Origin of the sequence: Collimonas sp., from assembly GCF_035566555.1 — a bacterium.
Classification (GTDB): Bacteria; Pseudomonadota; Gammaproteobacteria; order Burkholderiales; family Burkholderiaceae_D; genus Collimonas.
This window is the reverse complement of the sequence record NZ_DATMRB010000057.1, coordinates 1-11,912: the sequence shown is the minus strand read 5'-3', so window position 1 is coordinate 11,912 and position 11,912 is coordinate 1. Positions and strand designations below refer to the sequence as shown.

Genomic DNA, 11,912 nt, shown 5'->3' with positions numbered 1-11,912 from the left:
ACCGAAGATCAGATCGTTGCGCGTGCCTGTGTACTTGACCGCGCCGGTCTTGCGGTCGCGTCCTTCGAACAATTCGGCCTCGCTGTCCACGGCTTTCCACTCCAGGTCCATGTCCAGAAGATTGACGAAGAAGTCATTGCTAAGTACGCCGACCTTGTCGGTGAACACGCCGTGCTTGCTACTATCGAAGTTGACATCGAGTACCCGCAGGCCGCCGACCAGCGCGGTGAGCTCCGGTGCCGTCAGCGTCAGCAACTGGGCCCGGTCGATCAGCAACGCTTCGGTCGCAGCGCTGAACTTGCCCTTATTGTAGTTGCGGAAACCGTCGGCGAGTGGTTCCAGCACGGCAAAGGCCTCGACATCCGTCTGTTCTTGCCTGGCGTCGGTACGGCCCGGCGCGAAAGGCACCTCGATCGAGATCCCGCCCTGCTTGGCCGCCTGTTCAACACCAACGCTGCCGGCGAGCACAATCACGTCAGCCAGCGAGGCCTTGCCAGAAGCCTTCTGAATGTCGACCAGCTTTGGCAAAACACGCACTGCCCTCGCGTTGACTTCCCAGTCCTTCTGAGGAGCCAGGGCCAGGCGTGCGCCATTGGCGCCGCCGCGTTTGTCACCGCCGCGGAAGGTGGAGGCGGAAGCCCAGGCCACCGACACCAGCTCGCCTACCGATAGACCAGCGGCTGCGATCTTGGCCTTGATATCGGCAATGTCGGCCGCTGATGGCTGGTGCGTCGCAGCCGGCAACGGATCTTGCCAGATCAGATCTTCCTTCGGCACTTCGGGGCCAAGGTAGCGTGCCTTTGGGCCCATGTCACGGTGGGTCAGCTTGAACCAGGCGCGGGCAAACGCTTCAGCGAAGGCTTGCGGGTCCTCATGGAAGCGCTTGGATATCTTGCCGAACTCCGGGTCGAAGCGCAGGGTCAGATCGGTAGTCAGCATGGTAGGCTTGTGGAACTTGCCTTGCACATGTGCGTCGGGAATGATGTCCTCGGCATTCTTGGCCACCCACTGTTTGGCGCCAGCCGGCGAATGAGTGAGCTCCCAGTCGTACTTGAACAGGTTTTCGAAGAAGTTGTTGCTCCACAATGCCGGAGTTTTGGTCCAGGTCACTTCCAGGCCGCTGGACACGGTGTCTTTGCCGTGGCCGCTGCCATAGTTGCTGTTCCAGCCCAGGCCCTGGGCCGCAATGCCCGCGCCTTCCGGTTCGGGACCCTTGTGCGATTCGGGCGCGGCGCCGTGCGCCTTGCCGAAGGTGTGGCCGCCGGCGATCAAGGCAACGATCTCCTCGTCGTCCATGGCCATGCGGCTGAAGGTGGCGCGGATGTCCTTGGCTGCAGCCATGTAGTCGCCGCTGGCGTTCGGACCTTCGGGGTTCACGTAGATCAGGCCCATATGGGTGGCGCCAAGATTGTCGTCCAGTTCGCGGTCGCCATGGAAACGCTTGTCGGTCCCCAGCCAGGTGGTCTCGCCGCCCCAGTTCACGTCCAGGTCCGGTTCCCACACGTCTTCACGGCCGCCGGCAAAGCCAAAAGTGCGGAAGCCCATCGACTCCAGCGCCACATTGCCGGTCAGGATGAACAGGTCGGCCCAGGAGATTTTCTGGCCATATTTCTGCTTGATCGGCCACAGCAGGCGGCGCGATTTATCAATATTGACGTTGTCCGGCCAGGAATTGAGAGGCGCGAAACGCTGTTGTCCGCGACCACCGCCGCCTCGACCGTCGAGGGTGCGATAAGTACCGGCCGAATGCCAGGCCATGCGGATGAACTGCGGACCATAGTGGCCGAAATCGGCCGGCCACCAAGCCTGGCTGTCGGTCATGAGTTTGATCAGATCTGCCTTGAGCGCCTTGTAGTCAAGTTTCTTGAACTCTTCAGCGTAGTCGAACTTCTCGCCCAACGGGTTGGACTTGTTGGAATGCTGGTTCAGCAAATCAATGCGTAGCTGGTTCGGCCACCATTCTTTGTTCGTTGTGCCGCCGCCGGCGTGGTGGAAAGGACATTTGGCTTCAGTTGACATGGGAGATCTCCTTTGTCGTGGGTAGGTGAGATAACTACAACATCTTTTTGATCAGGCCGTTCGGGCCAACAGTTTGCAAACTTTGACTATTGTCTATTGCGGCGCCCTTATCCCGAGTTGGGGGCTACTGCAATACCTGGTCGGTTGCAAAGGGCAATGAGCGCCACCGCGATGGTCACTAAACATAAAGCTGGCAGCCCGATATAGCGCCCGGGAAGTGAAGCATTTTTTAGTGAGGCATCTCCTGTTTATTATCAAATAGCGTATTCATAGTAATTTCAATTCTCTGATATATAAAATTAATTATATTCATTGAGTTGATAGCTATATGCAATCACCCACCCGACTTAGACTGAGCTTGTCCGAGTCACTCGACCATCCGCATCTGATCGCCTCCGGCTACAATCAGATCAAGTCCGATGCACCCCGTCTGCCAGGGCGTGTTGACATTCACTTCAGCCCCAGCACCGAAGCAGCGACCACCACCAATGATTCGAAGCGCGACACCAGTATGGATTTTAGTCGTCGCTCCATCGCGATAATGTCCAGGCGCCTGCACACTTTTTTTGGCAGCGCCGGCAGCATGCTGATGGGCAGGCACGACGGCGCTGATCATCCCGCAGAATAGTCCGCATCCTTGGTCCCGCCCGAATTTAAGGATGTAAACGCAATCGGCAAAAGTTAACAGGCCTTGGCGGCAACTATCGGACAACTTCTTTCTCGGTATGTTACACGCCCTGATATCGCTGCCGCAATTTTTCCTCATGCCGGCATTTTTTCAGGTAATGAAGAGTATAAACATCTTCTCAGAGCTGTGCCGCGGACTCTTCGCTGCTCGCAAGAAAGCGCCTTACTTCCAGCATCGTGGCGTCCATCTCGGCTTGCAGCGTCAGGAATTCCTGGCGCGGGCAAGGCAGTTTTTTGCGGTTGAACTCAAGCTCGATCCGATCCAGCATGCGCACCGCTGCATGTGCTCCCGCTATCAGCAAGGACCCCTTCAAGGCATGGCATTCATGGCTGGTCGCAAGCACATTCTCAGCCGCCACAGCGCTCTCCAGCCGGCCGAGCTGTTCGCCCGCGACCAGTAGAAACAGCGTGCACAACTCGGCGCAGACGGCAGGGTCCTGATAGGCATGCTTGAGCAAAGTCTGAGGACTGAAGTGATCGCCGGTTCGCGGCGGCATGGAGGGATTAAATGGCCTTGTCATGCAGTATGGGCGGGTGCATCAGTACGCCCCATCGGGATCCACGGCGGCCAGGATCTGCCGGCGCGAGGCCGGCTTGACCACGATGGCGTCGAAGCCGGCCGCCCTGAACGAAGCCAGCTCTCCCTCCATCGCATACGCGGTATACGCCACCACGCGTGGGGCGACCGTGTTGAGGCGGCTCTTGACGATATGGCAGAACTCTTTGCCGTTGATGTCGCGCATGCCGATGTCGGTCAGTATCACATCGACCGGATTCCTGTTCAGATAGCGCAAGGCGTCGGACGCGCAGGTGAGAACCTGCACCGAATGTCCTGCCCTGACCAGTATCACCTTGGCCAGGTTGCTGTTCAAAGGATTGTCATCCACTACCAGTATCTGTTTCATGGTGCCTTCGCATTGGTTGCCGCAATGGAGAGCGGCAGCGTAAACGTGAATATCGAACCGCGCTCAAGCCGCGATTGCACGCCTATCGCGCCGCCCATGCACTTCACCAGCTCCTTGGCCAAAGCCAGCCCCATGCCGCTGCCCGCCTGCGCGCGCAGGTCCGAGCCGTCCACTTGCGTGAATTTTTCAAAAATCGCGCCCTGAAAGCTGGCGGGAATCCCTTCGCCGGTATCGATCACCTTGAATATCAAGCTACCCCCGCCTTGCAGCACCCGTACTGTTACCGCGCCTTGATTAGTGTATTTCACGGCGTTGTGGATCAGATTATTGAGCACCCTGACAAGCTTGCTGCGGTCGCAATCGATCTCGACCGGCAAGCCGGGACTCAATGCCAGGCGCAGGCCGATCTTCTTGCGCATCGCGGTAGAGGCGTGCCCCGCGACAATCTGTTGCATCAGGCCGCGCAGGTTTTCGGTTGCCAGAAACACTTCCATTTTTCCGGCGGCAATACGCTCCAGATCCAGCACCGAATTGACCAGCAACAGCAGATGCGTGCCGCTGTCATGGATGGCCTGGGCGAACTGCCAGGCATCAGTGCCGGCCAGGTCCTCCCGCAACAGCTCGGCGTAACCCAGGATGCCGTTCAAGGGCGTTCTCAGTTCGTGCGACACATTGGCCAGAAACTGCGATTTGGCCTGGTTCGAAAATGCCGCCGCGCGCCGCGTCCTTACCAGGCCGTTGGCCAGAAACAGGATCAGCATGGTGAGCATCAGCACGATGATCGTCGCAAACATCGCCAACGCATAGTCGCGCCGCTTGTGCAACTGCACATGGCTAGCGCCCAACGGCGCATCGAGCATGGTCATCTGTTCTGCCTGGGCAGGGTCGGCTTGCGGGTCCAGAATGAAAGCCTGGCTCTCAAGCTCGCGCTGAGTCTCGTTATAGAGAGTCACCACCCAGATGCAGGCGATCAACGCGCTGGCAAAAAGCAAGATCGCCATGCGCACGCCCGACTTGCGCGGCGCAACAATTGCAGCAGATGATCCGGCTATTTTTTTCAATACAGCTGTAAAACTAAAAACGGCCACTGACATTCATTTTCAAAAAGGGAAGCTTGCGCTTCCAGACGATGGCGTCACCGCGCTGGCATATTCTGCCCTCGGAGCTCGCCGCCTGGCGGCGGATCGCATTCCGGATCCGTCATTAAATGCTATGCTTGAGAAAATTAAATTTCCGCAACGCAATATTAGTGCAGCCGTTTGTATTTTTGTACTGTTAGATTTGTCAGTCGCAAGCCAGCCGCGACTCGGTCCGGATCCGCCCCGCCGGCAACGGCGCTTGCAATTTGAATACGAACGCGCTACTTTCTCAGTAAAGTTCCGCCGGAAATATTGATGTAACCGCAGGCTAGTCTGAAGGGACCGCAGATGAAAACCGTCGCACAAATTCTCAAGACCAAGCAGAACCAAGCTGTCTACACCATATCCCCGGGCGCCAAGGTATTCGACGCCATAAAAATGATGTCGGAACGAAGCATCGGTGCATTGCTGGTGACCGAAGGAGAGGTCATCGTCGGCATCGTCACCGAGCGCGACTATGCCCGGAAAATGATACTCAAGGGCCGCTCGTCGACAGATACCTCGGTACGCGACATCATGACGTCTTCCGTCATGTACGTGCGGCCTGAAGACAGCAATGAGCAGTGCATGGCGCTAATGACCGAGAATCGCCTGCGCCATCTGCCGATACTGGATCAAGGCAAGCTGATCGGCATCATTTCCATCGGCGACCTGGTGAAGGATATTATTTCCGAGCAGCAGTTCATCATCCAGCAGCTTGAGCACTACATCATGGGGCACCCGGCTTGAAGCAATCAGGTATATATTAGAAGCAGACGACTCGAAACGGTATTTTTCGACATAGTGGCCTCAGATGAAAAACTGGGTAGTTCTGCCTTTCTGCCTCCTGCTCGCCGCATGCGCCTCTGCGCCGCCGGCGCCGCGGGCGGATAACCTGTTCAGCGATCAATTGTTCGCCCCCGCCTCGGAACGCATCAGCGCCGACGATGTATTCGCGCTCAGCCCGTCCATGCGGCAATACCTGAGCAGCGGCGAAATCTCCTACCAGCTGCACGCCAAAGGCGTGCAGCAAGGCTTGTTCGATGCCTTGTACAACAAGACTCAGCTGAAACTCGACTATAACTCCGAGCATACCCGCAATGCCGCGCAGACCTTTGCCGCGCGTTCCGGAAACTGCCTGTCGCTGGTGATCATGACCGCCGCCTTCGCCAAGGAGCTGGAACTGCCGATCGAGTATCAGACGGTCCTGATCGACCAATCCTGGACCCGCAACGACGACATCTACTTTGCCAGCGGCCACGTCAATATCACGCTGGGAAAGAAACTGGGGGCTATCCGCACCCGCTTCGATCAGGCCAGCCTGCTGACAATCGACTTCCTGCCGCCGGAGGAAATCAGCGGCCAGAATCGCCAGGACATCAGCGAAAACACCATCGTCGCGATGTACATGAACAACCGTGCTGCGGAAGCGCTGGCCCAGCATCAGCAGGACGATGCTTATTGGTGGGCGCGCGAGGCGATCCGCCAGGATCCCAGGTTCCTGGCTTCCTACAATACGCTAGGCGTGATCTATCGGCGCCACGGCAATCTGCAGCTGGCCGAGCGCGCATTCTCGCAAGTGCTCGACAGCGAGCCGGACAACACCGTGGTCATGTTCAATCTGATCGACGTCCTCAACGACCTTGGCCAGACCGCACGCGCGAGGGCGCTAGGCGCCAGGCTGGTGCAATTGCAGCCGGTGGCTCCGTTCCAGGCATTCAACCTCGGCATGGCGGCGATGCGCGCGGGCGACTACAAGACCGCCAAGCTGCAGTTCACCAGGGAAATCGCGCGCGATCCCTACTATCACGAATTTCAGTACTGGCTTGGCATCGCCTGCCTGCGCCTGGGAGAGATCGATCAGGCTGTACAGCACCTGAGCATTGCGATGGAGAGCAGCACCACCCGCAGCGATCATGACCTGTATGCCGCCAAGCTCGACCGTGTGAAGTCTTATCACCCGCCACTGCTGGTGCACTGAACAGCGCAAGGCCACGGCCGGCAGCATCGGCAACTAAAGATTGCAGTGGTATCGGCGTTGCATGCCGGCAGCAAAAAAAACCCACGCTATACGCTGTAATCGCATGCTTATGTGCGCTAGGCCGCTTGCCTTTTGGCGTGCAGTTTCTTCGCTGATGAAGCATTGTTGTTCCACGTAAATATACGCGTGGAAATCGCGCAACAATATAGTTAAATGATGTCAAATATTCGCTTTAATTGTACAGAACGATTTAAGATCAAATCGTCTCCATACAAAAGAGGTGCCGACATGGGATGGCTTAACAGATTGGCGACGAAATATATCCTGACGCCGGAAAAGCTGGCGGAAAACGAACTGCGCGACACGCGCCTGGCCTTGTATCAAGCGGAACGACAGTTGCTCGAAGCAGAAATGCGGGTGGATTATTATCGCAACGTCTTGTCTTTCCTCGAGGCCATCGCCGCCGACGGCGTCGAAAAAGTCGCCGACTCGCAAAGGCAAAAACCATCTATCCAGTTGCAGGGACCGCAACGGCTTACCCCGGAGCTCAGCACCTATCGCGGAGCAGCCTGAAACCTGTCAGGCGATAGGTTGGAGCGTAGCTCTTACTTGCGCTCGCGGCCGGCGTGAACATCGCGCCGCTGGTCGAGCGCTGTCAATACCTGATGCGGATCGGTGGGCTGTTGCATGGCTTCGGCCTCCGGGTCGTGGCGGTCTTTTACCATCGGCAGATCGCGCCGCAATTCTTCAATCAGATTGATCAGCTTGGTGGTCTTTTGCTCGGTCAGCAAATTCACCTGCAGCTCCAGGTGCTGGCGCTGCTCTTCGAACCTGGCGAGACGATTCTGCTTGATCAAGACCACCGTCGTAATCAGCAAGGCGCACAAGCTTACGATGCCCTGCAGCCAAAAGAACGGCGGCGGGTCGAAGTGATGCCAGCCTGCCGCCCGCCCGACCACGCTGAGCAATATCCACAGCACGGCAAACAACACGATCACGCTTAAAAAATAAGGCCGTCCGACAAAATTGCTGACATACTCAAGCAGGCGTTGCGAAGCGCTAAGCTTTTGTTCTTCCTGCTGGTAGAACGCCAGAATGCTTTCGATGTTCTGGCCAATCTGAGCGCCCGGCTCAGCCTGGCCACGGTCTTGCTTATCCATGGCAACCTCCTTTGTTCTGCGGCACGCTTCATCTGCGTCTCTTGCCTCTACCCTACTCGCCCATTCAGGTCCTTGCAATTTTCCAGGCAAACCATATGCTATTCCAAGACGCCGGATATCAATGCGCGCTGCCGTACAGACCGCCGCGCCGTTTCAGCGGAAACTCAGTGCGAGCAGCAGCGCCGGCCGCACCGGACCGCATTTCTCTCCAACCGGAAGGTAAATATGACCCAAGCTGCGTCTGACGCATTGGTTTTTTTCGGCGCCACCGGCGACCTCGCTTTCAAACAGATTTTCCCGGCCCTGCAGGCCATGATCAAGCACGGCCGCCTGGATCTTCCCATCATTGGCATCGGCAGGTCAGCCTTGAGCAAGGAGCAGTTCGTCGCCCGTGCGCGCGACAGCATCGAGCAGCACAGCCAGCTTGACGCCGACGCCTTCGGCAAGCTGTCGTCGCGCCTGCAATATCTCAGCGGCGACTATCAGGACGACGCCACCTACCGCCAGCTGAAAACCTTGCTGGGCAAGGCCGCCCATCCCCTGCACTATCTCGCCATTCCGCCAGAGATGTTTGAAAATGTGATCAAGGGGCTGGCGCGCTCGGGCTGCGCGGAAAACAGCCGGGTGATCGTCGAGAAACCGTTCGGACGCGACCTCGCCTCGGCGCAGGCGCTGAACCAGACGCTGCTGCAGGCTTTTCCTGCCGCCGACATCTATCGCATCGATCACTACCTGGCCAAGGAGCCGGTACAAAACCTGCTCTACTTCCGTTTTGCCAACAGCTTTCTCGAACCGCTGTGGAACCGCAGCCACATAGCGCAGGTTCAAATCACCATGGCCGAATCGTTCGGCGTGCAGGGACGCGGCAGCTTCTACGATAGCGTCGGCGCGATGCGCGACGTTATCCAGAACCATCTGCTGCAAGTGGCAGCGCTGCTGGCCATGGAGCCGCCCGCCAGCCATCATGACGACGCCGTACGCGATGCAAAATTGCGCGTATTCCAGGCCATGCAGCCGCTCAGTCCGGCGCAGGTTGTGCGCGGCCAGTTTCGCGGCTACCTGGAAGAGCCAGGCGTCGCCGCCGAATCGAGCGTCGAAACCTTCGCCGCCCTGCGTTTGAATATCGATAACGCACGCTGGGCCGGCGTACCGTTTTACATCCGCGCCGGCAAGCAAATGCCGCTGACGGCGAGCGAGATCATGGTAACCTTGAAAAAACCGCGGCAGGCGGTCTTCGATACCACCGGCGCCGGCCAGGAAAATTACTTCCGTTTCCGTATCGGCCCCGACGCCTTGATATCGATGGGCGCGCGCGTCAAACTGGCTGGCGAAGCGATGCATGGCGAAGCGGTGGAGCTGCTGGCCCAGCGCCATCCCGGCGACGAAATGACGCCTTATGAGCGCCTGTTCGGCGACGCCATCCAGGGCGATGCTTCGCTGTTCGCCCGCTATGACAGCATCGAGGCTGCCTGGCGCACTGTCATGCCGGTGCTCGGCAACTGCGTGCCGCTGGAGATATACGAAACGCAAAGCTGGGGGCCGGCCGCCGCCGACAGGCTGACGGCGGCAGACGGCGGCTGGCACAACCCGCAACTGACCAAGGATAGCAATGGCGGCAATGGATGACGTAGTGTTCCTGCTGGATGTCGACAATACCTTGCTCGACAACGATCGCCTGATCGACGACCTGATGCAGCATCTGGCGCAAGAGTTCGGCGCCGCCGGGCGCGACAGCTATAAAGCAATCCTCGAACAGTTGCGCGTAGAACTCGGCTATGTCGATTATCTCGGCGCCATGCAGCGCTTTCGGCTGGCCAATATGCACGATGCCAGGACGCTGCTGATGTCGGCATTCCTGATCGATTACCCGTTTGCCGACCTGATCTATCCTGGCGCGCTGAATGCCGTCGCCCATCTCAGGCAATGGGGCCGCACTGTCATCCTGTCCGATGGCGACGCCGTCTTCCAGCCGCGCAAGATCCAGCGCTCAGGACTTTGGCAAGTGGTCGAAGGCCGGGTGCTGATCTACGTCCACAAGGAACAGATGCTGGACGATGTCACGCGCCTGTATCCATCCCGCCACTACGTCATGGTGGACGACAAGCTGAGCATCCTGAGCGCCATGAAGAACGCCTGGAGCACACAATTGACCACGGTGTTTCCGCGCCAGGGACACTATGCGCTGGACCCGAAGAATCTTGCCGCCTATCCGGCAGCCGACATCACCGTGGAAAATTTTAGCGACCTGCTAAAGCAAGATTTTTCCGCGCTGCTGACGTAGGCTCCGGAACGATCCTCGCACATGGGCCAGGAGTTCTGGCCCGCCAGCCTATTTTGGCGCGGCGGCCGCCGGTGCTGGCGCTGGCGCTGGCACGAATTTGGTGATCACGTAGCCGACCGGTATCCATTTATCGCCGGCCTGCATCAGCGACACCTTTTCTACCGTCGGCGCCTTGGCGAAGCGCGAGGCAAAAGCGATATTCAGGTATTCGCCAGGCGGCAGGTCGGCCGGATTGCTGACCCGAACGATCTGCTCCCAGCTGCGGCTGCTCAGCGGCCCCACTTCCGCTTTCACCGCCGCCAGATACTTCGTCCAGTCTTCCTTGCTCATGCTTTTCTGCATGGAAGAACCACTCTGGGACCACATGCGGTCGGCCTGATTGCTGTCGGCCAGCGCCACCCATTGCGTCGCGGTGGCGACGGCGCTGTCGATCGATGCGCCTGACTGGGCCAGCGCAGGCTGGACAGCCAGCAGACTAGCCAGGGCGAAACCGGCGGCGCCGGAAAATTTTCTTAATGAGAGCAATGCGGTCATTTTTCTCTTCCCAGTAAACAAAACACAATGAAGATCCGGAAGCCGGTACGCGCCTTATCATAAACGAAATTATTTTTTATTCAATCTCCGCGGTTGTTGTCGCCGACAGGCTTAGCGCAGCGTAGCAATGCCGAAGAACTTGCTACGGACGAAAAAGCGGCCCGAACCGGGCCATTGCGCTGCTCCTGTTCCTGTCGTCACCTCCCTGGAAAATCGCCGGCACTGAATCGCCGCAGTCGACCATTCAGTGGTAATCGTTACTTCCACCCTGCGACTGGATTGAACGATTTGTTGACGCCGCTTGTCTGGGCGAATGCCGCGCCACGCCATAAAAGACTGCCAACCGATAGCAGAACCGCAACTAAAAAAGAACCGTACCGGTATTGCGGTGCAATCATTATTGTCCTCGGTCGTTTTATCTTCACCGCGTGTAGCGGCTCTTATGGATACACCAACTTTTCCCGTAGGTAATTTCATTTATTCGCCGCAACAATAATTAACATTCGCCGTTGCGAAAATGAAAAAGCGGCGCTGGCGACTGCTACAGCTCTTCAAGCAAGCGCCGCATGCATACCGCCAGGCCAGTCAATCTCACGAACCGTTGCCGGACCCGCTGCGTTATCATTGAGCCATGCATTCGACCTCCTCCCGCTATCTGAAACCCGAGCAATGGGCCGTGACCGCCGTACGTGCGATCAGCAGCTGGTGGTCCATGCTGCACCTGGCCGGCATCGCACTGGTCATGGGCTTCTCGCCATCCACCTACCATCGCGCCAACCGCCACACCACCTATCGCTATATCTACACCAGCACCTGGCAAATCCTGCCCTGGTTCACCTTGCTGTCGACTTTGCTGAGCCTGGTGCTGATCCGCATCGTGATCATCACCGCCCTCAGCTACGGCTTGTCGCGCTACGCGCTGGAAATGGTGGTGCGGGTGCTGGTGCTGGAACTGATCCCCTTGTCTGCCGCGCTGTTCGTGGCGCTGCGCGCCGGGCTGGCGTTCAATACCGCGGGCTCGCCGCTGACTGCCGCGATGGCCGCGCAAGATTCGGCAAAATTCGATATCGCGCAGCTGCAGCTGGACCTGGTGCCGCGCGTGATCGCCAGCGCCTTCTCGGTAGCGACCCTGGCCACGGTCAGCGGCCTGATCGTACTGCTGCTGGCGTATGTCAACGTCTATGGCCTGACGCCATGGGGCTTGCTCGACTACACCCGCACCGTCGG

General features: G+C 58.3%; 15 protein-coding genes. 8 read left to right on the top strand and 7 right to left on the bottom strand.

Translation table 11 applies throughout. The features are described 5' to 3' along the window. On the bottom strand, window positions 1–2,019 hold a 2,019-nt coding region (katG, locus tag VNZ65_RS08460), incomplete at its 3' end, for a catalase/peroxidase HPI (RefSeq protein WP_325667954.1). Between the two features lie 328 nt (window positions 2,020–2,347). Between katG and VNZ65_RS08455 the strand changes: the two genes are divergently transcribed. After that, window positions 2,348–2,647 (top strand): hypothetical protein, encoded by a 300-nt coding sequence (locus VNZ65_RS08455; RefSeq protein ID WP_325667952.1) that lies wholly within the window; start codon window positions 2,348–2,350, stop codon window positions 2,645–2,647. Between the two features lie 178 nt (window positions 2,648–2,825). Here the strand turns inward: VNZ65_RS08455 and VNZ65_RS08450 are convergent, their stop codons facing one another. The 3 genes from VNZ65_RS08450 to VNZ65_RS08440 are packed head-to-tail and all read right to left on the bottom strand — an operon-like array spanning window position 2,826 to window position 4,612. Beyond that, window positions 2,826–3,203 (bottom strand): Hpt domain-containing protein, encoded by a 378-nt coding sequence (locus VNZ65_RS08450; RefSeq protein ID WP_325667950.1) that lies wholly within the window; start codon window positions 3,201–3,203, stop codon window positions 2,826–2,828. Window positions 3,204–3,245: 42 nt separating this feature from the next. After that, window positions 3,246–3,611: a response regulator gene (locus VNZ65_RS08445; protein WP_325667948.1), complete on the bottom strand. Its 366-nt coding sequence runs from the start codon at window positions 3,609–3,611 to the stop codon at window positions 3,246–3,248. Then, window positions 3,608–4,612: a sensor histidine kinase gene (locus tag VNZ65_RS08440; RefSeq protein WP_325667946.1), complete on the bottom strand. Its 1,005-nt coding sequence runs from the start codon at window positions 4,610–4,612 to the stop codon at window positions 3,608–3,610. The genes VNZ65_RS08445 and VNZ65_RS08440 overlap by 4 nt, the downstream gene beginning before the upstream one ends. On the opposite strand from VNZ65_RS08440, the gene VNZ65_RS08435 reads away from it, so the two are divergent. The 4 genes from VNZ65_RS08435 (at window position 4,572) to VNZ65_RS08420 (ending at window position 7,283) form a co-directional block, all read left to right on the top strand. Then, a complete protein-coding gene (locus tag VNZ65_RS08435) occupies window positions 4,572–5,006 on the top strand; it encodes a hypothetical protein (protein WP_325667944.1) in 435 nt (144 codons plus the stop codon). The genes VNZ65_RS08440 and VNZ65_RS08435 overlap by 41 nt on opposite strands. 32 nt (window positions 5,007–5,038) lie before the next feature. Next, the gene (locus tag VNZ65_RS08430; protein WP_325667942.1) at window positions 5,039–5,479 is read left to right on the top strand and encodes a CBS domain-containing protein; all 441 of its coding nucleotides are present in this window, start codon (window positions 5,039–5,041) and stop codon (window positions 5,477–5,479) included. Between the two features lie 64 nt (window positions 5,480–5,543). After that, on the top strand, window positions 5,544–6,710 hold the full coding sequence (locus VNZ65_RS08425; protein ID WP_325667940.1) for a tetratricopeptide repeat protein: 1,167 nt from the start codon (window positions 5,544–5,546) through the stop codon (window positions 6,708–6,710). A 288-nt stretch (window positions 6,711–6,998) separates the two neighbouring features. Next, entirely contained in the window at window positions 6,999–7,283 is a 285-nt protein-coding gene (locus VNZ65_RS08420; RefSeq protein WP_325667938.1) for a hypothetical protein, read from the top strand. Window positions 7,284–7,315: 32 nt separating this feature from the next. On the opposite strand, the gene VNZ65_RS08415 is transcribed toward VNZ65_RS08420, so the two are convergent. Continuing rightward, window positions 7,316–7,870: a DUF1003 domain-containing protein gene (locus tag VNZ65_RS08415; RefSeq protein ID WP_325667936.1), complete on the bottom strand. Its 555-nt coding sequence runs from the start codon at window positions 7,868–7,870 to the stop codon at window positions 7,316–7,318. Between the two features lie 225 nt (window positions 7,871–8,095). Here VNZ65_RS08415 and zwf point away from each other — a divergent pair, with 225 nt between their 5' ends. Both zwf and VNZ65_RS08405 read left to right on the top strand, forming a co-directional pair. Then, a complete protein-coding gene (gene zwf / locus VNZ65_RS08410) occupies window positions 8,096–9,496 on the top strand; it encodes a glucose-6-phosphate dehydrogenase (protein ID WP_325667934.1) in 1,401 nt (466 codons plus the stop codon). Beyond that, window positions 9,480–10,151 (top strand): HAD family hydrolase, encoded by a 672-nt coding sequence (locus VNZ65_RS08405; protein ID WP_325667933.1) that lies wholly within the window; start codon window positions 9,480–9,482, stop codon window positions 10,149–10,151. The genes zwf and VNZ65_RS08405 overlap by 17 nt, the downstream gene beginning before the upstream one ends. Window positions 10,152–10,199: 48 nt before the next feature. On the opposite strand, the gene VNZ65_RS08400 is transcribed toward VNZ65_RS08405, so the two are convergent. Together VNZ65_RS08400 and VNZ65_RS08395 are read right to left on the bottom strand one after the other, a co-directional pair. Then, window positions 10,200–10,685, bottom strand: coding sequence for a DUF4019 domain-containing protein (locus VNZ65_RS08400; protein WP_325667931.1), 486 nt, complete (start codon window positions 10,683–10,685; stop codon window positions 10,200–10,202). A gap of 111 nt (window positions 10,686–10,796) precedes the next feature. Next, complete coding sequence (locus VNZ65_RS08395) at window positions 10,797–11,162, bottom strand: hypothetical protein (protein ID WP_325667929.1); 366 nt, start codon at window positions 11,160–11,162, stop codon at window positions 10,797–10,799. Window positions 11,163–11,316: 154 nt separating this feature from the next. Here VNZ65_RS08395 and VNZ65_RS08390 point away from each other — a divergent pair. Next, a partial coding sequence (locus tag VNZ65_RS08390; RefSeq protein WP_325667927.1) for an ABC transporter permease occupies window positions 11,317–11,912 on the top strand: 596 nt, incomplete at its 3' end.